Origin of the sequence: Parasaccharibacter apium, from assembly GCF_002917995.1 — a bacterium.
Taxonomy (GTDB): domain Bacteria; phylum Pseudomonadota; class Alphaproteobacteria; order Acetobacterales; family Acetobacteraceae; genus Bombella; species Bombella apis.
In genome coordinates this window covers 99,371-121,488 of sequence record NZ_LMYH01000013.1, presented here as the reverse complement: position 1 = coordinate 121,488, position 22,118 = coordinate 99,371, and the positions used below count along the sequence as shown (strand labels likewise).

The 22,118-nt window shown below is 61.0% G+C and carries 17 protein-coding genes; 9 read left to right on the top strand and 8 right to left on the bottom strand.

Translation table 11 applies throughout. The annotated features are described in order from the left end of the window. Positions 1-30: 30 nt before the first annotated feature. From radA to ASO19_RS06535, 6 genes are all read right to left on the bottom strand, one after another. Positions 31-1,437, bottom strand: a complete 1,407-nt coding sequence (gene radA, locus ASO19_RS06560) for a DNA repair protein RadA (RefSeq protein WP_103765649.1) — start codon at positions 1,435-1,437, stop codon at positions 31-33. Position 1,438: 1 nt separating this feature from the next. Then, the gene (locus ASO19_RS06555; protein ID WP_086431645.1) at positions 1,439-2,275 is read right to left on the bottom strand and encodes an ABC transporter ATP-binding protein; all 837 of its coding nucleotides are present in this window, start codon (positions 2,273-2,275) and stop codon (positions 1,439-1,441) included. Beyond that, positions 2,275-3,060 carry an MlaE family ABC transporter permease gene (locus tag ASO19_RS06550; RefSeq protein WP_043559016.1) on the bottom strand — a complete coding sequence of 262 codons (786 nt, stop codon included), beginning with the start codon at positions 3,058-3,060 and terminating at the stop codon, positions 2,275-2,277. The genes ASO19_RS06555 and ASO19_RS06550 overlap by 1 nt, the downstream gene beginning before the upstream one ends. A gap of 25 nt (positions 3,061-3,085) precedes the next feature. Continuing rightward, entirely contained in the window at positions 3,086-4,216 is a 1,131-nt protein-coding gene (locus ASO19_RS06545; protein ID WP_103765648.1) for a hypothetical protein, read from the bottom strand. A 153-nt stretch (positions 4,217-4,369) separates the two neighbouring features. Further along, positions 4,370-5,716, bottom strand: a complete 1,347-nt coding sequence (locus ASO19_RS06540; RefSeq protein ID WP_181005220.1) for a UDP-glucose dehydrogenase family protein — start codon at positions 5,714-5,716, stop codon at positions 4,370-4,372. An 88-nt stretch (positions 5,717-5,804) separates the two neighbouring features. After that, a complete protein-coding gene (locus ASO19_RS06535) occupies positions 5,805-7,445 on the bottom strand; it encodes a hypothetical protein (RefSeq protein ID WP_143539847.1) in 1,641 nt (546 codons plus the stop codon). A 289-nt stretch (positions 7,446-7,734) separates the two neighbouring features. Between ASO19_RS06535 and pstS the strand changes: the two genes are divergently transcribed. Continuing rightward, the gene (pstS, locus tag ASO19_RS06530; RefSeq protein ID WP_103765647.1) at positions 7,735-8,793 is read left to right on the top strand and encodes a phosphate ABC transporter substrate-binding protein PstS; all 1,059 of its coding nucleotides are present in this window, start codon (positions 7,735-7,737) and stop codon (positions 8,791-8,793) included. On the opposite strand, the gene ASO19_RS06525 is transcribed toward pstS, so the two are convergent. After that, positions 8,744-9,298: a DUF2721 domain-containing protein gene (locus tag ASO19_RS06525; protein ID WP_227431483.1), complete on the bottom strand. Its 555-nt coding sequence runs from the start codon at positions 9,296-9,298 to the stop codon at positions 8,744-8,746. The genes pstS and ASO19_RS06525 overlap by 50 nt on opposite strands. A 241-nt stretch (positions 9,299-9,539) precedes the next feature. Between ASO19_RS06525 and ASO19_RS06520 the strand changes: the two genes are divergently transcribed. The 5 genes from ASO19_RS06520 to mdoH all read left to right on the top strand — a co-directional run bounded on the left by ASO19_RS06520 (position 9,540) and on the right by mdoH (position 16,294). Next, positions 9,540-10,328 (top strand): creatininase family protein, encoded by a 789-nt coding sequence (locus tag ASO19_RS06520; RefSeq protein WP_103765688.1) that lies wholly within the window; start codon positions 9,540-9,542, stop codon positions 10,326-10,328. Next, a complete protein-coding gene (locus ASO19_RS06515; protein WP_227449731.1) occupies positions 10,325-11,605 on the top strand; it encodes a YncE family protein in 1,281 nt (426 codons plus the stop codon). The genes ASO19_RS06520 and ASO19_RS06515 overlap by 4 nt, the downstream gene beginning before the upstream one ends. Positions 11,606-11,832: 227 nt before the next feature. Beyond that, a complete protein-coding gene (locus ASO19_RS09125; protein ID WP_181005219.1) occupies positions 11,833-12,837 on the top strand; it encodes an RNA-binding protein in 1,005 nt (334 codons plus the stop codon). A 35-nt stretch (positions 12,838-12,872) separates the two neighbouring features. After that, positions 12,873-13,988: a polysaccharide biosynthesis/export family protein gene (locus ASO19_RS06500; protein WP_181005218.1), complete on the top strand. Its 1,116-nt coding sequence runs from the start codon at positions 12,873-12,875 to the stop codon at positions 13,986-13,988. Then, positions 13,985-16,294, top strand: a complete 2,310-nt coding sequence (mdoH, locus tag ASO19_RS06495; protein ID WP_181005217.1) for a glucans biosynthesis glucosyltransferase MdoH — start codon at positions 13,985-13,987, stop codon at positions 16,292-16,294. Before ASO19_RS06500 ends, mdoH begins: the two co-directional genes overlap by 4 nt. 4 nt (positions 16,295-16,298) lie before the next feature. Here the strand turns inward: mdoH and ASO19_RS06490 are convergent, their stop codons facing one another. Continuing rightward, the gene (locus ASO19_RS06490; protein WP_103765643.1) at positions 16,299-16,952 is read right to left on the bottom strand and encodes an RDD family protein; all 654 of its coding nucleotides are present in this window, start codon (positions 16,950-16,952) and stop codon (positions 16,299-16,301) included. Positions 16,953-17,110: 158 nt separating this feature from the next. Between ASO19_RS06490 and ASO19_RS06485 the strand changes: the two genes are divergently transcribed. The 3 genes from ASO19_RS06485 (at position 17,111) to ASO19_RS06475 (ending at position 22,062) form a co-directional block, all read left to right on the top strand. Beyond that, positions 17,111-19,324, top strand: coding sequence for a protein-disulfide reductase DsbD family protein (locus ASO19_RS06485; protein WP_258036036.1), 2,214 nt, complete (start codon positions 17,111-17,113; stop codon positions 19,322-19,324). A gap of 103 nt (positions 19,325-19,427) precedes the next feature. Then, positions 19,428-20,387: a glycosyltransferase gene (locus ASO19_RS06480; protein ID WP_103765642.1), complete on the top strand. Its 960-nt coding sequence runs from the start codon at positions 19,428-19,430 to the stop codon at positions 20,385-20,387. Between the two features lie 97 nt (positions 20,388-20,484). After that, positions 20,485-22,062 (top strand): class I adenylate-forming enzyme family protein, encoded by a 1,578-nt coding sequence (locus ASO19_RS06475; RefSeq protein ID WP_146046920.1) that lies wholly within the window; start codon positions 20,485-20,487, stop codon positions 22,060-22,062. Positions 22,063-22,118: the final 56 nt, after the last annotated feature.

Sequence of the window (22,118 nt, the reverse complement as noted above, 5' to 3'; positions counted from 1 at the left end):
TGGCGGGCCGGTCAAGACAATAAAGATGATTTAATCTTTTCCAGCCGGGGAAAAGCGGCGGACGAGGTCGCTCAGATGTCCCGTTTCAGCAATGGTGAGGGCGTGAGGGGCTTTGGGGCGGGCGTTGGCGGTGCCTACATGGCGGGGGATGACTGCCTGCCGGAAGCCCAGCTTGGCAATTTCTTTCAGCCTGATGCCTGCCTGGCTGACCTGCCGGACTTCTCCGGAAAGACCGATCTCGCCAAAATAGGCTTCATCAGGGGCAGTGGGCTGGCCCGTGGCGGCGGAGATCAGGGCTGCGGCTACGGCAAGGTCGGCAGCCGGTTCGGTGACCTTCAGCCCGCCGGTGATGTTGAGGTGGACATCCAGGCTGCCTAGTTTCAGTCCGCAGCGCGCCTCCAGCACGGCCAGAACCATGTTCAGTCGGGAGCTGTCCCAGCCCAGTACGGCACGGCGGGCGGCTCCATCACCACTTTTGGCAGAAAGCAGGACCTGCACCTCCAGCAGGATGGGGCGTGTTCCCTCCAGCCCGGCAAAAACGGCAGAACCGGCAATATTGCCATGCCGTTCGGCCAGAAACAGGGCGGAAGGGTTGGGTACTTCCCGCAGGCCGGTATCGGTCATGGCGAAGACGCCGATCTCGTCCGTGGCTCCGAAACGGTTCTTGGCTGCCCGGAGAATGCGGAATTGATGGCCCCGGTCACCTTCAAAATACAGCACGGCATCGACCATATGTTCCAGCACACGGGGGCCGGCAAGGGCTCCTTCTTTCGTGACATGGCCGATGAGAATGAGGACAAACCCCAGTGTCTTGGCCAGACGGATCAGCTCGAAGGCACAGCTGCGGACCTGCGAGACCGAGCCGGGGGCACTGGCCACGCCTTCCAGCCACATGGTCTGGATGGAGTCGATGACGACGACCTGAAAAGCCCGTCTTTCTTCCAGCGAGGCCGTGATGTCATTGACATTGATGGAGGCGGCCAGCTCCAGCTGGTCCAGCGCCTTGGGGTCACGGTCCAGTTCCAGCCGCCGTGCCCGCAGGCGGATCTGGTCGATGGCCTCTTCCCCGGAGACATAGAGGACATTGTGCTGCGCTCTGGCGAGAGCGCAGGTCATCTGGAGCATGAGGGTGGATTTGCCGATGCCCGGGTCTCCGCCCACCAGCACGACCGAGCCGGGCACAAGCCCGCTGCCCAGCACCCGGTTCAGCTCCGCCATGTTCGTGTCCAGCCGGGCCGGAGGGGTGGCCTTGCCATCCAGCCGTGTCGTTTTCAGGCCCGCACCTTTTCGTGTGGTGGCGCTACGGCTGGGGGTGGCGGTTCTGGTTTCTTCCTCCAGAGTGTTCCACTCGCCGCACTGTTCGCAGCGGCCTGTCCATTTGGGGTATTGGGCCTGGCAGTTCTGGCAGACGAACAGGCTGGCAGGTTTCCGGGCCATGTCAGCGTTTTTCCGCAGGGTTGGCCGTCATGCCACTGGTGGGGATCGGGCCGTCCAGCCGCCCGTGGGTGAACTGATCGACAATCGGATTGCCACTGTGCATCAGCGTATTGGCCGGCCCCTGCCAGATGATTTTCCCCCCGTAGAGCATGGCGGCATGGTCGCCGATGCGGGTGACGGAGGTCATGTCATGGGTGATGGTCAGCGCCGTGGCCCCCCGCTGGGTGACGCAGCTGCTGATGAGACCATCGATTACGGCGGACATGATGGGGTCCAGCCCGGTCGTGGGTTCATCGAAGAAGAGGATGTCCGGTTGTCCGGCCAGGGCACGGGCCAGTCCGACACGTTTCTGCATGCCGCCGGAGAGCTCCGCCGGGTTGAGTGGAGCCACATGCGGTCCCAGCCCGACCTGTTCCAGCAGGCGCAGAGCTTCCTTCTCTTGCGTGGCCCGATCACGGCGCCGGCCATGGCTCTTGGCAGTGAGACCGAAAAGGACGTTGTCCATCACGCTCATGCTGTCAAACAGCGCAGCATTCTGGAACAGCATTCCGATCCGTTTCAGCAGGGTTCCACGTCGGCTGCGCGAGGCACCGATGATGTTCTCGCCATCAATCTCGATGGTGCCTTCATCAGGCTCGATCAATCCCAGGATGCAGCGTAACAGCAGGGACTTTCCGTTGCCGGATCCTCCGATGATGACTGTGGATTTCCCGGCTGGCACATCCAGATCAATCCCGTTGAGGATTGTCCGGTCTCCGAAGGATTTTCTCAGGCCACGGATGCGGAGGCGGGGCTGGCCAGACGGTGCTGCCGTCTGGGAAGAGGAGGAAGACGTCATCATGCGGTAAAGAAGAGATCCGTCAGCAGGTAGTCAAAGGCGAGAATCAGGATGGAGGAGGCGACGACGGTTGCTGTCGCCGCCCGGCCGACACCCTCGGCTCCACCCCGGCTGTTGTAGCCTTCGTAACAGCCCAGCAGGGTGATGAGAAATCCAAAGACAGCCGCCTTCAGCAGTCCGACCAGTACGTCATGGCTGTGCAGGGAGGCATGGGTGGCATGAATGTAGAGTGCGGGGCTGAAGCCAAGCTTCCCCACTGCAACGATGAAGCCCCCGGCAACGCCCAGGATGTCGGCGATCAGGACGAGGAACGGCAGGGCCAGGATACCTGCCACCAGGCGGGGCGTGACGAGATATTTGATTGGATCGGTTGCCAGTGTGTTCAGGGCGTCAATCTGGTCTGTGACCCTCATGGAGCCGATCTGTGCCGCAATGGCTGCCCCGATGCGGCCAGCCACCATGAGGCCTGCCAGAACTGGCCCCAGCTCTTTCGTGATGGACATGACCACGATGCCACCAACGGCATTCTGGGCATGGTACTGGCTGAAGCCGCTATAGGACTGCAAAGCGATGACAGCACCGGAAAATATGGCTGTCAGGGCCACGACAGGTAGCGAGAGAAAGCCGATCTCGACCAGGCAGGACAGAATGACCTGCCCGTAAACGGGCAGGCGGAAAATGCCTCCCAGCCCCCGCAGGGCGAACAGGCTGAGGGCCCCGGCATGGTGCAGGCCTCCCAGTATGCCACGGCCAAGAAAGATGAAGGGAAGGGATAGAGCTCTCACACGGTCTGCCTTTGTTCTCTGCCGGTCACCGCGATGGTGTGTTCTGCGGCCCTGCCGGGGTGCCTGCCTGCGGCGCCTGTGGGGCAGGCTGGGATGTAGCTGATGCCGGTGGTGCGGGGGTGGGGGCCTGTGGAACGGGGCTGGACGCAGGGGGTGTTGCTGCCGGTGTGGCGGGGGGCGCAACAGCGGGCACTGCGGGCCGGACGGGTGTCCCCGCCGTCTGTCCGGCTGCTGTTCCAGCAGGAGGGGTGGATGTTCCGGCAGCCTGCTTCGGTACATGGGGAACGGCAGGATTGTTCAGCCCCTGTGCCTGGCCATCCGGCTGGGGGGGCTGGGCGGCAGGTGCCGGTCCTGCGGCCTGTTTTGCCGGGGTGGCCTCTGGCGGGCTGGCGTGGGTGATGTGCTTTGTTCCCCCATCTTGCACGGTGCCTGTCACCTTGCTGAGCGTGACGCTGGCAGCATCGCTGGTGGTGATGCTGGCATTGTTGACCGTGGCCATGATGGAGGCATCTGCCTGCTGGGAGGCATTCAGTGTCAGGCTGTCAATCTGCCCTTCGGTAATGGAAAGATGGCTGCTGTCGGACATCTGGGCCGAAAAGGCGGAGAGAAGGGCGGTATCCACCTCAAGGTGGCTCCCCCCTGTGGCATTGAGCTGTGCTGCACGGTTCAGCTGGTGGATGTGGGCCTGTGTCGTGCCGGAGATGGACATGTCCAGCGATTCCACACGGTCCACCTGCAGGGACGCATCATCCAGATTGCTTTCCAGCGTGGTGAGTGTGCCACTGATGGTGATGTGGGCCTGTGGGCTGTCATGCAATGTCAGCGCCGTGTCGCTGGAGAGGTGCAGGGTCAGCCGTCCGCCTTTTGGGCAGTTGTGCAGGGCGAGGCGGATATGGCTTTCCGTCCCGTCCCGGGTTGTCTGGATATCCGGGGTGAGGCCGGTAGCCTCTTCGACCACCACGCTGTCTTTCAGGGCGGCATCAGCCCGGATATGGACCTGCGCACAGGGCACGCTGAGGTCCAGCTCGTCCGCATGGAGGGGAGTGCGCACATCGGCTGCCAGAGCGCTGCTGGCCATCAGGGTTCCACCCAGCATGGCACCAAGGCACATGCCGCGCCCGAGCAACAGGGAAAGACAGGTCTGGACGTTACGCATGTTCACTCAGGAACTCCCGGCTACAAGAGATGGCAGGATTGTACCGCCTGCGGAAACGGACAGGGCGCAGGCCCTGTCAGCCTGCCCCCGTTCATGATTCCGTCATTGATGGCTACCATTATAGGCAGCCTGACCGCATGAGGATAGCCCGCTTTATGGGCAGGTATGTGGCGGCAGGGGGGCGCTGCCCAGACAGTGATAATGGAAGCCGGCTTCCAGCCATTCATCTTTCCGCCATATCTGCCGGTAGTCCAGCACGAGCCTGCCACGCATCCGGGGGGCGAGCTGGCCCGGGGTGAGAGCGGCAAAGGTGGGCCATTCTGTCAGGACCAGCAGCATGTCAGCCCCCTCGGCGGCCTGAAGAGGGGTGGCGGTGTAGGTGATGCCTTTTGGCAGCAGGGTGCAGGCTGTCTCCATGCCCTGCGGGTCATGGGCCCGCAGCGTGGCACCGGCCTCGTGCAGCAGGGGGAGGATGGTCAGGGCTGGGGCCTGCCGCATGTCGTCCGTATGGGCCTTGAAGGTGAGCCCCAGTACGGCGATGGTACAGCGTGTGATGTCACCCCCGGCCAGAGCAAGGATGCGCTCGGCAAGGCGGCGTTTGCGGGCCTCATTGGCTGCGATGGTGGTTTCGATGAGTTGCGTGGGGGTTCCGGCCTGTCGTGCGGAGGTTGCCAGAGCCTGCGTATCCTTGGGGAAGCAGGAACCGCCATAGCCTGGCCCGGGTGTGAGAAAATGGGGGCCGATGCGGGGGTCCATCCCCATGCCACGGGTTACGTCGGCAATCTGGCCGCCTGTGGCTTCGCAGAGATCGGCCATCTCGTTGGCGAAAGTGACCTTCATGGCGAGGAAAGCATTGGCGGCGTATTTTGTCAGTTCCGCACTTTCCAGTCCCATGAAGAGCAGACGGCCCTCTGGCCCGGACAGGGGGGCGTAAAGTGTTTCCAGCAGGGTGCGGGCGGTGGAGGGAGCGCCCAGCTGTTCTTCCAGCCCGATGATGACGCGGTCCGGCTGCATGAAGTCGGCAATGGCGTGGCCTTCCCGCAGGAATTCGGGATTGGAGGCGATGTGAAAGGTCAGGTCGGGCCGGGCTTGCCGCACGATGGCGGCGACCTGCCGCCCTGTCCCGACCGGGACGGTGGATTTCGTGACGATCAGCAGGCCGTCAGGGGCATGGGTGGCAATGGCCCGTGCGGCGGCATGGACGTAACTCAGGTCAGCATGGCCGCTGCCCCGGCGGGTGGGTGTTCCCACAGCGATGAAGACGGCCCGGCTTTTCTGGAGGGCGGTGGCCAGATCACCAGAAAAGGCCAGCCGTCCCGCCTGCCGCTGTGCGGCAACCAGCTCTTCAAGCCCGGGTTCATAGATGGGCATGGTTCCGGTTTTCAGGCGGTCCAGCCGTGCAGGATCATGCTCGATGACAGTCACATTCGCCCCGAAGGCCGCCAGGCAGGCCCCTGATACCAGCCCGACGTAACCGCCGCCAATCATGGTGATGTGCATGGGGTCTCCTTCGGGCTGGAAAGAATGGAACGATCATTCTGTTTCTGTCAGGTGCAGGCGGTGCTGGCTAGGGGAAACACATCACTCCTCAATTGAAGGGCTGGTAGCGGAGGGACATCAGGACCATGTCGGCGTCGCTTTTGGGTTTGCCCCCCACGCCGGAGAAGGCCTGCACATGGGTGTGGGAATACTGCCCCCCCACCAGCAGGGTGCCATAATCACCCTTGGCGGCCGTGTACCAGAACCCCCCGGTTGCCTGCGCCACTGTGCGGATGTTGCCGGAGGCAGCACAGTTGGTGGCGAGTTCTGTAAAGCAGCCCCGCATGTCGAAACCACGGTTGCCATAGCCGTAATGGCTGCCATCTTCATCAAAGGAACGGCGGCTGAGGACAGTTTCTGCCCCGGCATAGGAATAGAGTTTCAGGGTCTTGAGAGGGTTGCCATAGAGGCCGAGCAGCAGGTTGGCTTCCGGCAGAGGCGTGACGGCACCGTTACGCCCGTAGGTATAATCCGGCATGTTGGACGTGCCGTAGCGGCCCAGGCCCGTGCCGACAAGGCCGGAGGCCTGGAAATACAGTTTCCTGTTGATGAGGGGCAGGACCATGCCGCCCCCGCCTCCACCGGCGATGCGGGTATGGTTGCTTCCTCCTCCCAGCGTGCTGGTCCGGTCCCGGAAGAAGCGCATGACGCCAGTAAGTTCGTAATGGCCCCAGCCGGGGTCGGCAGCGATCTTGGCGATGAGGTCCGGTGCCGGGTCGGTCGTGTAGTAGGTGGAAGGGTTGTTGACGTTCGTGCCGGTCAGCCGGTCGGTCGTGGTGCAGTGTCTGGCAGCGTTGGAGCAGGGAGATACACCAGCCGGGACGGCACTGGGGTTTTCGATGGATAGGCCAGCAGCGTAACGTTCCTCCTTGCCGAAGGTTTTGACAGCACGGAACTGGGCGTTGCGTGTCCAGTTGAAGCCGGGGACGTATTGGGCCTCGATGACCATGGGGGTCTGTTCGTCACGGGCCAGCAGGCCCTTGTTGTAGAGCGTGATGAGAGACCAGCTCTGCCCACCCAGCAGGTACCAGCCATCTTCGTGGTTCTTCAGTTCACCATAAACGACACGGGCACGCAGGACGTAGGAGTTCGACTGGCGGGAGTTGGATGATGAGCCGGAACCCTGGAAATCCGTCTCCACATAGGCATCGGCTACCAGTTTCCGGGTCAGCATCCCTTCTGCCAGCAGGGCCAGCCGGCTCTGCCGCTCTGTCTGGTGGAATTCGCTCATGTGGGAGGCAGGCTGGTTATGCCATGGAATGCCGTTATAGGCACTGGCAATATCGGCAGCACTGTTGCGGGAGCGCCAGACGCCTGCGGCCTCCAGATATCCCCCCAGAGTCAGGCGGATACCGCCAATCTGGAGCTGCCCCCGGCGCAGCGGGCTGTAAAGGTCTGGATGGGCGGGTGGAATGGCTGTCAGCTCGCCATAGGGGGTACTGGCCGTGCGGGAAGGGGTCAGGATGGCATTGTCACCAAGGCCGAATACATCGTCATGCCTGGTCCGGGAGGACGCCAGATGCCCCGCCGCGGCTGCCGGGCCAAGCAGCCTTTCCCGGGGGGCATAAGGGTCGGCCTCAATCAGTTCTCTCTGGCGGGCCAGTTCTGCACGGACACGCCGATTCTCGGCAGCCTGTTTCTGCTTCATGGCTTCGAGCTGGGCCTGCATGGCGTGTATCTGTTTTTCCATCAGGGCAATTGCATCATTGGTGCCGGCGGCATGGGCAGATGATGCGAAGTGTGATGCACTGTATGACAGAAATATTACTGTCATAAAACTGTAATGAAAGGGATTTATATTACATTTTTTTGTCAGTTTCACGAAAATCTCCCGCAGTCATCACATGCCTTCATGTCTATTTACTCATTTTTTTGTGTCAAAAAAGACTTTTCTTTGTCTTGTGGTATATTTTTATTGTCTGAAGCGTCGGCGAAGCTATAACGGCAGACAGGTGATCATTGCGTGTGCCGAGGGATTTATGCGTCCGACAGATAAACGTCTTCTCCGCTGGAAGAACTGCGGCAGGGCCTTCATGCTGGTGCTGTCCATTTCGTCAGCCCTGGCCGGGGTGGCCCGTGCGGAGGATGTGGAGATAACGGGCGCAGGGTCCAGCTTTGCTGCCCCCATCTATCAGAGCTGGAGCGTTCCGGCGGGAGAACAGGCAGGGCTTCAGGTCAATTATCAGACGGTCGGTTCCAGCGCCGGGCAGGATCAGGTCGTGGAACGTACGGTGGATTTTGGAGCATCCGACAAGCCGATGAGCCCGAATCGTCTGGCAGAGACGCATCTCTACCAGTTTCCGACCGTCATGAGTGGTGTGGTGCTGGTGGTCAATCTGCCCGGTGTTCCCGCCGGGGCATTGCGGCTGGACGGTCCGACACTGGCAGCCCTGTATGATGGTCGCATCACGGATTGGGACGACCCCCGCATCCAGGCTCTCAATCCCGGGGTGACGTTGCCGGATATGGGAGTCGTGGCCGTGCATCGGGCCGATGGTGCCGGGACGACCTATGTGTTCACATCCTACCTTTCCCGGACATCACCGGAGTGGGAGGCCCGTATCGGCGCAGGGACCCTTGTGGAGTGGGCTGGCGGTGCTGGAGCACGGGGCAATGACGGCATTGCCGCCCTTGTCCGTCAGACGGAAGGGAGCATCGGCTATGTGGAATATGCCTACGCCGCACAGAACCATCTGGGCATCGTGCAGATGAAGAATCATGATGGGCGGTTCGTGCTGCCATCCCTGAAGGGCTTCATTGACGCTGCTTCCGCAGCGGAATGGAAAGCGGAGGACCATTTTGCCGTCAATCTGCTGGACCAGCCCGGGGCGGAGAGTTGGCCCATCGTGTCAGCCACCTATGTTCTGGTGCCGGAAGATGCCGTGGACCGGCCCGAGGGGCAGGGTGTGAAGCGCTTCTTCAGCTGGGGGTTTGCCCATGGGGCAGAGATCAATGCCCGGTTGGGCTATGTGGGGCTGCCAAGCTCGGTCAGTGATGCCGTTTTGCGTGGCTGGCCTTCGAGCGCAGCAGGGAAGTAAGCAGGGAGACCTGCCCTTCATGCCGCAGGCCATGCCAGCTGAGGAGCGTATCGGCCAGAAAGGCCAGCAGGGCTGCCACGGTGCAGCCCAGTGCAGTGCCGAAGAGGGCCAGCAGCCAGAGTGATGTCGTGGCATCTCCCAGTGAGCCGACAAAGAGGGCGATGGCCGCACCGCAGGTCATGGCCCCGCCCAGCCCGTTGAGGATAATGGCAAGGTCCAGCACGACAATGCGGCGTGTCAGGCGTTTCTGGCGGGTTTTCAGCCGTTGCGGCGTGTCGTAGCTGTACTGGTGGTCCTGTTCGGAAGGAGGGGCGGCCAGCAGACGGTTGACATTGTCCAGATGGTCCGAGACACGGGCCAGCCTTGTATTGAAGATGTTGATCAGCGTGCCGATGCCGGAGAGCATGAAGACGGGGGTCAGGGCCATCTGGATGATGTGGGCGGCGTCGTCGATATTGTTCATCTGGGTAAGAAAGGGCAGGGTGTTCAGCAGGGGCACGGTCATGACGGTTCTGGTGGTTGTACGCCGGGACAGTATGCCGGATGAAGTCCGCTCAGGCCATGGGCCTGTGCAGGACCCGTATCCGGAACACCGGGGCCATGGGGGTGGGGTGATAATGCACAAGGGGCGCTGGATGAGCAACAGAACTGTGAAGGTGGTGGCCGGGTATCCGTGCTGGCCCCGGCTGCGACCGCTGGTCCTGCTGGCCTGCCTGGCCTGCCTGGCCGGGCTGGTGGCTCCGGCCATGGCAGAAGAGCCGGAGGGGGTGTCTCCGGCCTGTCCGCCTGCGGTCCGGCAGGTGGAGCTGGCCTGCCAGAGCTGGACGGAGATTGGCGCCGGCCTTAAAGCCGGGACCAGAACGGTCATTATCCCGGTTGGTGGTACGGAGCAGAGCGGGCCTTACATGGCAGTGGGCAAGCATGATGTGCGGGCCCGTGTTCTGGCGGACAGGATTGCCCGCAGGGTAGGGCAAACCCTGGTGGCCCCCGTGCTGGCCTATGTGCCGGAAGGCTCGACCCGGCCCCGCACAGGCCACATGCGGTTTGCCGGGACACTCTCCATTCCACCAGCCGTTTTTGCCGGGCTGGTGGAAGGAGCGGCGGAAAGCCTGAGGGCGCAGGGCTTCACCACCATTGTGCTGCTGGGGGACCATGGTGGTTATCAGGCCCAGCTGGCTGCTCTGGCACAGAGGCTGAACAGGCGCTGGGCTGGTGAAGGGGCGGCAAGGGTGCTGTATGTCGGAACCTATTATGATGTCGTGGCCGGACAGTACGCAGATTACCTGCGCCGACAGGGCCATGGTGTGGCTTTGGGGAAACATGCCGACATAAGCGATACATCCCTCATGTTGGCCGTGGATCCGTCCCTTGTGCGGGAGGGGCTTCTGAGGCAGGCTGGAAAACCGGATTCTGCCGATGGTGTCTATGGTGGTGACCCGCGGCAGGCAACGGCTGAACTTGGCCGGGTCGGCACAGCCATGCAGGTGCAGGCCGCCGTTGAGGCCATTTCGTCTTTCAACAGGAGACACCCATGAGGCTCAAAATTTCGTTTCTGGCAATGGGGGCATTACTGGCTGCGGGGGCAGCGCAGGCCCAGCAGACGGCCAACCATCCTGACCCGCAGGATGAACCGATTGCTGCCGATTCGCCAAAGCCTTTTCCGGATGGTGATCCATCCGCCACGGCAAAGGCACCACCTGCACCATCTGGTGCCGTGACGGAGCAGGCGCTGGTCGTACAGACCATTCCGGGCATGCCGCCCGTGCCGGACATTCACAACATTTACAGTGAAGCCAGCGGCCCGGACAAACTGTCCCCCGTCGTGGCGCATGATCTGGAGCGGATCTATGTGCCCAACCTGCGTGGCAACAGTGTCTCCGTGATCGACCCGAAGACCTACAAGGTCGTGGATACGTTCCCGGTGGGGCGGTCCCCCCAGCACGTCGTCCCCTCATGGGACCTGCGGACCCTGTGGGTGACCAACAACAGCGAGGGCCACACGGATGGCTCCCTGACACCGATCGACCCGCTGACAGGCAAGCCCGGCAAGGCCATTGCCGTGGATGACCCCTACAATATGTATTTCACACCGGACGGGCAGAATGCCATCGTTGTGGCAGAAGCCCATCGCCGTCTGGATTTCCGTGATCCGCACAGCATGGTGCTGAAAGGGTCTGTCGAGGCTCCGCTCTGTGAGGGCATCAATCATGCTGCCTTCTCGGCAGATGGGCGTTATGCGATCTTCACCTGCGAATTCGGGCGCTATCTGGCCAAGGTGGATACGGTCAACCGTACCCTTCTGGGGATGCTGAAACTCTCCAAGGGGGGGATGCCGCAGGATGTTCTCGCCGCACCGGATGGGCATAAATTCTATGTGGCCGACATGCATGCTGATGGCGTGTTCATCATTGATGGCGACAGCTTCAGGGAGACGGGTTTCATTCCCACGGGGCTGGGGACGCATGGGCTGTATCCGAGCCGTGATGCAAAGCTGCTTTATGTTGCCAACCGTGGGTCCCACATGGTGCATGGGCCACGCCACAGCAAGGGCAGTGTGTCCGTCGTGGATATGGCAACGGACAAGGTGTTGAAGACCTGGCCCATTCCCGGTGGTGGCAGCCCGGACATGGGCAATGTCAGTGCGGATGGCAGAACACTCTGGCTCTCCGGCCGTTTTGATGATGTCGTCTATGCCATTGATACGGAAAGCGGTGCCATGAAACAGATTCCTGTCGGGGCAGAACCGCATGGTCTGACAGTCTGGCCTCAGCCGGGTCGCTACAGCATTGGCCATACGGGCATCATGCGCTGAGAAACCAGACAGGGGTTACTCCCTCTCATGGAGCTTTTTCAGGAAAAGGAGGCTTTGGCCTCCTTTTTTTGTGTCTGGCTGCGGAGGGGGAGGAGAAAATGGTTTCTGTAAAGTTAATATATTGTTAAAATAAGAAGGGACGCATTGCGTCCAGTCATTATGGGATGCTCATCCCGACAGATGGTCTGCATGATTGTGTTTTCCTGACGGAAACGAAAGGAAGTGCCGTGCGTTTTCTCCTGCTGGTTCCCCTGCTGGTAACGCTGGCCTATTATGCGTTTCTCTCGCCAGTTCTTTACAGAACACAGACCGTCCTTGTCGTGGAGAAGCCCGATAGCAGGGGGAGTGGCGGGGGAGTTTTTACAGGCCCGGATGGCCGGAATGAGGGGAATTATCTCTTCCAGGCTTTCGTGCTGTCCTATGAGGAATTCAGGGCCCTCAGGGCGAACGTGAATCTTGCAGAGGCGTATGATTTCACAGATCCCGTCCAGAGTTTCGGGGGCGTTCTGTCGCTGTTTTCGCACGATGATCATGCTCTCTACCGCTATTATGACCGTTACATCGTGGATATTGATGTCGGGAAGAAGAATGGCCTCGTACAATTTACCCTTCGGGCCCCTTCTGCGGCTCTCGCCGAACGTCTGACAGGGCAGATACTTGGCGATGCTCGGGCCCGGCTGGCTCGCCTGAATGTCGAGCCGGATGATCTGTTGCTGCATGAGCATGAGGCCTCCATCAACAGGATCAGGCAGGTCATGGCTCATGATGAGCAGGTGATTGCCGACAATATCCTGTCTTCCGGCATTTATGAGGGCAGCGGCTTTTACGATACGGTGTTGAAGACGCAGTTCCGGCTGATGGCGGACCAGGCAGCCCTGAAGGGCAGGCAGGCGGCCCTTCATGAGGATGTGGACCATGCCGCACAAGCCATGCACAGGGAGGTGATGGCCTATGAGGGCGAGCAGGAGGTTCTGCGCCAACGGAGCGTGACACCACGGCATGTCATCCTGGAAAATGATCGTCTGATTCGTGAGGTCAGGTCCCTTTCCAGTATTCTGGATGCCGAAATGGCCGCCTGTGAGACTGTCAGGACAAATGCCATCATGGGGCATTACTTCCTGAAAACCGTCAGCGGGCCTGTTGTGGAGGACACGCCTCTCAGACCGGCCTTCTGGTGGAGTAGCGCCATTGCGCTGGTCGCAGGGCTGGTCCTGTATGTTGCTCTGGCTTGATGATGAGGGGCCCGTTTTTCTGTTCTCTGGCGTTCATGGCCCTGCTGGTGCCGGTTCTGGCAGGGTGTGACCTGCCCAGTGGCGGCCCAGGCGTGAAGGAGCTGACAGCCCAGCCCCAGAGGCAGGACAGCAGGCGGCTTTTTTCTGGCCTTGTGATGCAGGACATTACCCTGAGAGAGGCCACGATCATGGCCGGGCAGATGCGGGAGGCAGAAAAGCTGCGGGTCCGGCAGGCCATATGGGCCATTGATGCAGGGCACAGCACCCGGGATCCAGTCATCCATGTGGGGGATGATCTCAGCGTGTCCATTCTTTCGTTTGCTGGAGGGGGAGACACGCCAGCCATCATGAAGCTGGGGCATTTTCCCGTATTGCGGGATGGCATGGTCACCCTGCCTTATGTGGGGGCTGTCCGGGTGGTGTCCCTGACCTATGCCAGCATCCAGCAGAAGCTGTCCCGCCTTTATGCGGCACAGCGTGTGTTCAGCCATCCGTCAGTCATCGTGCAGGAGGAAGCACCGGATGGCCGGTGGGAAGCTGATTCCGTACTTGTACTGGGTGAAGTGAAGACACCCGGGGAGGTGCGGTGGCAGCCTGGCGGACTGATGTTGGCCCATGTTCTGGCGGAAGCCATGGGGGGAGGCCCGCCTGTGCCCGCCGGAGGGCCCAGTGATGGGCAGCCTGTGTCTGTTCGGCCTGAAACTGTGGTGTCTGTTGTCAGACATGGGCAGGTGGTTGGAGCCCTGCCGCTGGATGATGGGCTGGTGAATGACATTCATCTGGCCCCACATGACCGGGTGATCGTGAAGAAGGAGGCCTCCATCAGGATTCCGGTTCTGGGTGGGGGAGCATCACGGCCGGGTATCTATTCTTTCGGAACATGTCCGACACTGGCGGACATTCTGGCCATATCAGGCGGCCTGCAACGGGACGCCGCCTCCAGCCGGGCCATTTTCGTGCTGCGACGGGATCATGACACGCCTCATCTGTTGAAAATCCGTTTTGACCGGACCTACGGCCTGTTTGTCGCACAGAGTTTCCTGCTGGAGGATGGTGATGTCGTCTATGTCGCCGAGTCATCATGGGTGCCTTATTTCAAGGTTTTTTCCCTCATGCTTCAGGCGGGGGTTCTGGCCTCCATTGCCCGATGAACGGGCAGGAGGAAGAAGGGGCGATACCGTTTGATTTTTCTCCCTACAGGGACATTCTGGGAGGCGTGGATGGGGAGATCACGTCATTCGAGACCCTCAACCGGTTTCTGGAGCGGGAGGAAACTGATGGCGGTGCATCGGGCGATGGATTCAGACGGCTGCCTCTCCAGATCATGCGGTTTGATACGGACTGGAAGAAGATCATCCGCCATCTGGTCTGGCAGGCATGTCCCAAAGGGGGGCAGAGACAGCCGGGTTGGGTAAGAATCATGGCCCGACGGCGGCGGAAAATGCTGCTTGTCTCCCTGCTGGTGGCCGGTTTCATGTTCAGCCTGGCCAGTGGGACCCTGTTTCCCGATCTGGACGACCATGAAATCCTGCCATGCCTTTATGCGGCCCTGTACCTGCTGTTCACCTTTCTTGCGACATATGCCTTCGTGAAGATGGTTGTCGGTTACCGGCTGGCCCGCCGGGGGGCAGCGGGGAATCCTTGCCATCCGGCACACAGGGCCAGGGAGCCGGGGCCGGAAGAGCGCTGTGCCATTCTGTACCCCGTCCATCATGAGGAGATGCACCGGGTCGGGGCGGGCATGGCATCCCTGATCGAGACACTCAGCCAGGATGTGCCAGAGAAGCTCCACCATTATGACCTGTATCTGCTGTCGGACAGTACGGACGTACGACATGTCCTGACCGAACAGGCCACCCTCTATCATTTGAGGCAGCGTTATCCGGGTGTGACAGTCCGGTACCGGCGCAGGGCACACAATGCCAATGCCAAACTGGGTAACGTCACGGACTTTCTTCGCCGGTGGGGACGGGATTATGCCTGTTTCTACGTGATGGATGCTGATTCCATCGTGTCGGGGGCCTGTGTCCATCAGTGTCTGGAAATGATGGCAGGCAACCCGCATGTCGGCATTATCCAGACCAGCCCGCTGCCTGTCCTGCGGCAATCCTTTTTCGGGCGGCTCATGCAGTTCAGCAGCCACCTCCAGGGAGCTGTCTTTCCCCAGGCGGTGGAGGCTCTTTCCATGGGGCATGGCAGCTATATCGGGCACAATGCCATCATACGGACGGATGCCTTCATCAAGCATTGCCTGTTGCCGGATTTTCCGGGGGAAAGGCCATGGGGCGGCAGGCCGCTCTCACATGATACTGCCGAGGCCGCCATGATGGGGCGGGCAGGCCATGAAGTCTGGTTTCTTGCGGATGTCAGGGGCAGTTATGAGGAGCTCCCGGCCAATCTTTCGGGCTTTCTGGCCCGTGAGAACAGATGGATGCAGGGCAATTTCCAGAATGTCCGCTTTCTGTCGGCAGACAGGGTTCAGGGGGTGCACAGGGAAACCCTGCTGATGGGGGCACTGGCCTATTTCATGGCGCCGCTCAGTGTTCTGTTCATGGTGTCATCCGTTTATACGCTGGCCCATCTGGAGGCGGGCATGGGGGCAGAGGGAACGGGGGAGCTGGAGAGTGTGAGGCTGGCCTTTGCCGGACTGTTCGTGCTGGCCATGATCTTCCTGCTGTCGCCAAGGCTGATTGCCCTGGCCGTTGCCATGCGGCGTCCTGTGGCCAGGCAGTATGGTGGTCGTGGCAGATTATTGCTCAGTTTCCTGCTGGAGATGCTGTTTGCCTTTCTGCTCAATCCGGTTCTCATGTGCTTCATCGTGAAGTTCCTGCTGGCCTGTTTCAGGCGGTCATCCGTCCGTTGGGCTGGGCAGCAGAGAGATGATGCCCCACTGACATTCCGGAGTTGCCTGCAGGATTACGGATGGTGTTCTGCCCTTGGTCTGGCGGGGGCCTGGGGGCTGGTGCAGGTGCTGGAGAAGCAGTTTGCTTACGGCGCTACCCTGCTGGATCATCTTTCAGAGGGAGTTCTGTCAGGGGAGGCGCTACTGGTCTGGTTTCTGCCGGTGATTGCCGGTCTCGTTCTGGCGCCTTTCACAGCATACCTGACCAGCCGGACATCAGCACTGGTCAATCGTTGCAGGTGGTTCCTCATCCCGGAAGAAGAGTCGGAACCCGCTGTCATCCGCTGCCTGAAGGCAGCTCTCGTGTGGCTTGGGAGCTGCTTTCCACCAGCGGATGGTGCCATCCTTCGCCATGCCTTGGAGAGTCCCCTGTTCTATGTGTCCCATTATCGGCAGATCCGTCATCGGCGGGCCGTGGCGGAAAGGCTTCTGCCAGCCATCAGGGCCGGGCATGAGCTGGACAGGCGCAGCCTGCTGCTTGCCCTGAATGAACGGGCGTGTTTCGTGGCGCTGGTGAAAGCCCATTTCCGGGCCCAGGGCTATTATGGCCTGTAGTCTTTCAGGGAGTGGCCGGTTTCTGCAGGGATGTGGGCGTCACGGTGCTGATGTTGTTCAGAATGGACGGGAAGAGCAGGTTTCCAACCATGGTGAGCGGGATTGAGACCAGAAACCACAGGATGGTGATTGTGACCGTGCGGGCGACGCTACTTTTCAGGGAGCGGACGACCGTGCCCATTTCTTCGTCCCAGAAAGTCGTTCTGGTGCGTCTGTAGCGTATGTAATGGATGAGGCCTGCCAGCGGTGACAGGACATCCATGCCCCCCATATAGGCGGCAACATAGATGAGATAGTTGCGTTTCAGGCAGGTGGAAAGATCGAGGGGGCGGCCATTGGTACGGTAGGGTTTGATGCCGAGGAGGTGCTTGCCCAGCGTATTGCCGAACCAGGCGCAGACAAGGGCATCCAGCACCATGGAGAGGGGAAAGATGAGCAGCAGGCTGGCGATGAGGGTATCCCAGCGTGGCATCATGGGGCTGAAGGATGCACTGCCGATTTTCTGCAATGTGGGAAATATGTCTTCCAGCTGGTGGATGGAACCATAGACTGGCAGCATGAGAAGGCTTCCGTAGATGTCCAGATCAATGCTGCGGGCTATCAGGCGGTTCCACGGGCCTGCTTTGGGATGGTCGGATGGGGCGGGATGTGTAGTCATGGCCTATCATGGTCTGTGAAAGAGTGAACTGGGGACGGTAGGCAGCAATTATGTCTTTAAGACGGATATGGGCCAATGCTATGGGCCAGTGCTGCCTGCCCGGGGTACGGGGACAGGTTCCGGGGCTGTCTGGCAATCATGAAAGGGAGGGTAAGCGGATGGCGCGGCATATCGGCAGGATGATGATGGCTGTGTTTGCCATGGTGAGCGGGATGGTCTTTCTGGCCTCTCCTGTTCGGGCGGCGGAGAGCACACCGGTCGTGACCAGTCATACAACGGCTACCCTTGTCAGTGCGGTGGATGCTGTTGGGCAGGAGGAGAGTCAGGCTGAAGGGGGCACGCTGCGGGTCGGGCTGAGGCTCCAGCTGAAGCCCGGCTGGCACACATACTGGCAGAATCCCGGTGATGCCGGTGAGGCGCCGCATGTCCATGTCATGGTGAGTGGCAGCCGGTCCGGCGGGACGGACACGGTCGCATGGCCCGTGCCGGAGCGCATTCCAGAGGGCGGGTTGATGGCCTATGCCTACCAGGGGGATGTGCTGCTGCCTGTGCGGGTTCCCCTCCAGGGGCGGGGGGCAGGTGCGGTGCAGGTCACGGCCCGTGCAGACTGGCTGGTCTGTGCGGATGTCTGCGTGCCCGAAAAAGGCGTCTTTTCCCTTGCATTGCCTGCTGTTGCCTCGGATGTTGTGCCGGATGCTGCCGAGGCAGCCCTGTTCCGTCGGGCTGATGCGGCCATGCCCCAGCCTTCCCCCTTTGAGGCCCGTCTTGGCCCCGATGGTCTGCTGACCCTGCATGGAGCTGGCCTTTCGCCCGATACGGTGCGGCAGGCCTGGTTTCTGCCACAGGAGGGCGGCGTGATCGCCCAGAATGCGCCGCAGCCCCTGTCTGTCCAGACCGGGCAGCTGGCTCTGACACTGAAGCCGGATTCCTACGCCCATCCGCCTTTCTGGCAGAAACCGCTGGCTGGTGTTGTCGTGCTGGTGGATGCTGCTGGCAGCCGGTCGGCCCTTCAGGTAACGGCGGTTCCAGTGTCTGGCGCCAGTCCGGCTGTTCCCGTCGTGGCTGCCACCGGGAACAGGGAACGGCCCGTCTGGAGCAGCCTGCTCTCGGCTTTTCTGGGGGGTGTCATTCTCAATCTCATGCCTTGCGTGTTTCCCGTGCTGGCCATGAAGATCCTCTCCTTTGTCCATATGGGGGGAGCTGGCTGGCGGACACGCTGGCGGAGTGCAGCCTTTTACACTCTGGGCATCATGGGCTGCTTTGCCCTTCTTGGTGCCCTGATGATGGCCCTGCGTTATGGAGGCTCTTCCGTGGGGTGGGGGTTCCAGTTCCAGTCTTCCGCTTTTGTTGTGGGGGTTGGCTGGCTGCTGTTTGTCATGGCGCTCAATCTGCTGGGTGTGTTCCAGATAACGGGGGGGCGCCTGGCCGGGCGGGCCGGGCAGATGGCCGCAGGGCATGGTCCGGCCAGTGATCTTCTGGCGGGCCTGTTGGCGGTGATCGTGGCCACGCCCTGTACGGCACCTTTCATGGGGGTCGCCATTGCTGTAGCACTGGGTGGGCCGATCTGGTCTGGCCTGCTGATCTTTCTCTCCATGGGGCTGGGGCTGGCAGCACCTTATGGCGTGCTGGCACTTGTGCCGGGACTGGCCCAGCGTCTGCCACGTCCCGGTGGCTGGATGGAACGTCTGAAACAGCTGCTGGCTTTTCCTTTGCTGGCCAGTTGCGTGTGGCTGCTCTGGGTGGCGGTGCTTCAGCGTGGGGGAGATGCAGTACTGCTGATGGCCGGAGGGGCCGTGCTTCTGGGGCTGGGGAGCTGGCTGTACGGGCTGGCGCAGCAGCGGGCCATGCTGGGGCAGGCACCCCGTTTCGTGCTGGGCTGCCGCCTGCTTGCCTTGCTGTGCCTGCTGGTCTGTCTTGCCGGGCTGGGGCGCAGTGTGGTGATGGATGATGAGTCTGGCTCTCCCGTCGCAGCCACCGGAAAGACCGGAGCAGCGATACAGGGACAGGGTGGCCCTACCATTGAACCGTTTTCGGCAGAGCGTCTGGCTGCTCTGAGGGCCGCAGGGCAGCCAGTTTTTGTGGACATGACAGCCTCCTGGTGTGTGACCTGCATGGTCAATGAGCACGTGGCGCTGGATGTTCCGTCTGTCCGGCAGGCATTCCGGCAGCATGGCGTGACCATCCTGCGGGGCGACTGGACCCGCCGGGACGAGCGGATCACGGCGTTTCTTAGGGCCCATGATCGTGATGGGGTACCGCTATACCTGTATTATCCTTCTGGGGGAGCGGAGCAGGTGTTGCCACAGATTCTTACACCCGGCCTTGTATTGGATGTGCTTTCACCCGCCGGGAAGCGTGGAAAGGAGGAATGATTCCAGAGGTATGATATTTACTTTTCATTAGTAAATTGTAAATATTCCAGTCATTCTCTACCCGGAGTGGGCAGGGTGCAGTGGTGGGCTGGGAGATTGACTGGTGGCGGGGCGAATCATTTTTCTGAACTGCTTCCCACGGGATCTCGTTTCTGGCGGCATCAAGACAGTCTACCGCCACGCTTTCCTGCTCCGTCAGGCGGGATTTCAGGCGCAGGTCCTGCAGTCCGAAGGCTTGCCGTCATGGTTGGGGCAGGAGATGCTGCCGCTGGTCTGCAGGGATGTGAAGGACCTTGCAGAAGAGGATATGGTCGTTTTTCCCGAAGTGCTGGATGGATGGTATGCGGACATGATCCGCCAGCCCATGGCCGGGAAGAAGATCATCTTCTGTCAGAATCCCTATTATTTCTTCACATACAGGCCATCAGTTGAAAAATTGAGGGACTGGGGCGTGACGCAGGTTCTGGCTCCGGGGATGGAGGCAGCGCATCTGATCCAGCGGGTGCTGGGACTGGAGGCTGTTCCTGTCACATCGCCCGTGGTGGATGGAGCTGTGTTCAGGCCACGGCAGAAAAAACTCCAGATCCTTTGTGCTGAGTGGAAATGGCCCCATCAGGGAGGGATACCAGCCTATGTCTGCCTGTTCCGTGACATGCTGTCGTTGAAGTATCCCCAGTTTTCCAACGTTCCGTGGATCCCTCTGAAAAAGAAGGGTGAGGCGGAGGTGGCGGCCCTCATGGGTGAGTCCGCTGTCTGTCTTGCTCTGGGACGGATGGAGGCTCTTGGCATCACGGCGTTGGAGGCCATGGCGGCAGGCTGCCTTGTCGTGGGGTATCATGGCGGTGGTGGGCGCGAGTACGCCACGCCGCAGAACGGGTTCTGGCATTCCCCGGAGGATATGGAAGGCATCGTGGACTCCCTGGCCATGGCGCTGGAGGGATATGTTTCCGGCAGTTCCGCTCTGCTGAAGATAGTGGAACAGGGGCGGTGTACGGCCCGGGCCTATGCGCCAGAGAGGGTCAGTGCGCAGATACGGCAGGTCTATGGATGTCTCTGCGGATGAGACTGCTGCCGGGGGCAGGAAAAAGCTGTACGGCAGGGATGTTTTCGTCACTCGTTAACGATATAAAAGACATTCATTAATCAATGGCGTCTTCTGGTTGTCAGAGAGACATGGATGGCGGCGGGTTTTCCGACAGGCCGCCTGGGAGGGTGAGACGATGCTGGACCGCTTTGTAGCTTACAATGCCCGGATGACAGGAGACGAGGTGGCGTTTGGCAGCCTGTCCCGGAAGCGGTCCTATGCCCTGCTGGAGGCAACGGTCAGTCGTCTGGCCCATGCGCTGGAGGGGCTGCGCTCCCTCAATCTTCGTCGTGTGGCCGTGCAGTGCCCCGATACATGGCGGCACTGGGCACTGACCCTGGCGCTTGGCCGGCTGGGGCTTGTATCTGCTTCCCTGTCCAATGGGGATGTTTCGGAGGAGGAGCTGGCCACCCTGCGCCCGGACCTCATCATCCTCCACGGTCCGGGCGGCCTGCTTCCCGGTGAGGGGCGTCTGGCTCTCGGTGAGGACTGGTTCAGCCGTGCCCTCGCCAATGTGGAGGATGATGATGCGTCCTGTTACTACCCGCCTGTCCCTGTGGAGCGGTCGGCCCCATGCCGTGCTGCCCTGGCCAGCGGGACAGGCCGGGAGCCACATCTGCTGGAGCTGAGCTTCGGTGAGGTGGAGGAGCAGCTGCACCGGATCATCTATCATGACATGGTAGAGTATTTTACCCGCATGGGCAGGGGCCAGAGCCGTATGGTGGGCAAGCCACAGCTGCTCTGCACGGTTGGCCCGCAATCTTTGAGCGGGTTTCTCATGATGGGGGCCGCCCTTGCAGGTGGCACCACGCTGCGGAGCAGCGATGCCCAGAATATCGGGACGGAAGTCATGCAGGCGCCTGCCCTCATGATCGTCATGACGCCGGTTCATCTCAGGCATCTTCTGCGTGCCCTGCCACCACAGGGGCGTCCCATGAGCCATATCTATCTCAGCATCGTGGGGGGCAGGCTGTCCGACAGTCTTCTGAAGGAGACCACAGAACGTTTCACGCCGCATGTTCAGGTCGTGTACGGGACGGATGAAAGCGGCCTGGTGGCGGCCATGCCTGCCGATCAGCGCAGGAGCGAGGATGATGTCGGTGCTCCCCTGCCGTGGGTGGATGTCGAGATCGTGGATGCCGGGGGCAACAGGGTACCGGCAGAAGAGGTGGGTGAGATCCGCATCCGTGGCGGTGGTGTTGTCCGGGGCTATGTGGATGACAACCCGGCGACGGAACAGCGCTTCCGGGATGGCTGGTTTTACCCGGGAGACCGGGGCTTCATGTCAGCCAGAGGTGGGTTGCACCTGCGGGGGCGAATGGATGCGCTGGTAAATGCCGGTGGCGCCAAGTTCGACCTGGAGGTGGTGGAAGACATCCTGCGCTCCGAAACACGGATCAGGGACGTGGGTGTTTTCATGATGACGGACGGGCAGGGGCAGGAACGGTTTTATGCGGCCATCGTGTCTCATGAGTCGTTTGATGAGCAGGCCCTGTCTGCCCGCCTGCGGAAGCGTTACCCTGCACTGCCGCCGGTCGTCATGATCTGGGTGCCGGAAATCCCACGCACACAGGAGGGCCACGTGGACAGACGCAGGCTGGAAGCGACGCTGAAGGACTATATCCAGCGTGGGCTGCACAGAGGGCAGGCCTGACCTTTTCATGATGCAGGATAGCTGCTGGACCAACCGGGAACAGGAAACAGATCATT

Bases quoted from the DNA above. Each gene is read 5' to 3' on its own strand.
- radA (WP_103765649.1), bottom strand. From the start codon at position 1,437: ATGGCCCGGAAACCTGCCAGCCTGTTCGTCTGCCAGAACTGCCAGGCC.
- ASO19_RS06555 (WP_086431645.1), bottom strand. From the start codon at position 2,275: ATGACGTCTTCCTCCTCTTCCCAGACGGCAGCACCGTCTGGCCAGCCC.
- ASO19_RS06545 (WP_103765648.1), bottom strand. From the start codon at position 4,216: ATGCGTAACGTCCAGACCTGTCTTTCCCTGTTGCTCGGGCGCGGCATG.
- ASO19_RS06540 (WP_181005220.1), bottom strand. From the start codon at position 5,716: ATGCACATCACCATGATTGGCGGCGGTTACGTCGGGCTGGTATCAGGG.
- ASO19_RS06535 (WP_143539847.1), bottom strand. From the start codon at position 7,445: ATGGAAAAACAGATACACGCCATGCAGGCCCAGCTCGAAGCCATGAAG.
- pstS (WP_103765647.1), top strand. From the start codon at position 7,735: ATGCGTCCGACAGATAAACGTCTTCTCCGCTGGAAGAACTGCGGCAGG.
- ASO19_RS06525 (WP_227431483.1), bottom strand. From the start codon at position 9,298: ATGACCGTGCCCCTGCTGAACACCCTGCCCTTTCTTACCCAGATGAAC.
- ASO19_RS06520 (WP_103765688.1), top strand. From the start codon at position 9,540: ATGGCAGAAGAGCCGGAGGGGGTGTCTCCGGCCTGTCCGCCTGCGGTC.
- ASO19_RS06515 (WP_227449731.1), top strand. From the start codon at position 10,325: ATGAGGCTCAAAATTTCGTTTCTGGCAATGGGGGCATTACTGGCTGCG.
- ASO19_RS06500 (WP_181005218.1), top strand. From the start codon at position 12,873: ATGGCCCTGCTGGTGCCGGTTCTGGCAGGGTGTGACCTGCCCAGTGGC.
- mdoH (WP_181005217.1), top strand. From the start codon at position 13,985: ATGAACGGGCAGGAGGAAGAAGGGGCGATACCGTTTGATTTTTCTCCC.
- ASO19_RS06490 (WP_103765643.1), bottom strand. From the start codon at position 16,952: ATGACTACACATCCCGCCCCATCCGACCATCCCAAAGCAGGCCCGTGG.
- ASO19_RS06485 (WP_258036036.1), top strand. From the start codon at position 17,111: ATGGCGCGGCATATCGGCAGGATGATGATGGCTGTGTTTGCCATGGTG.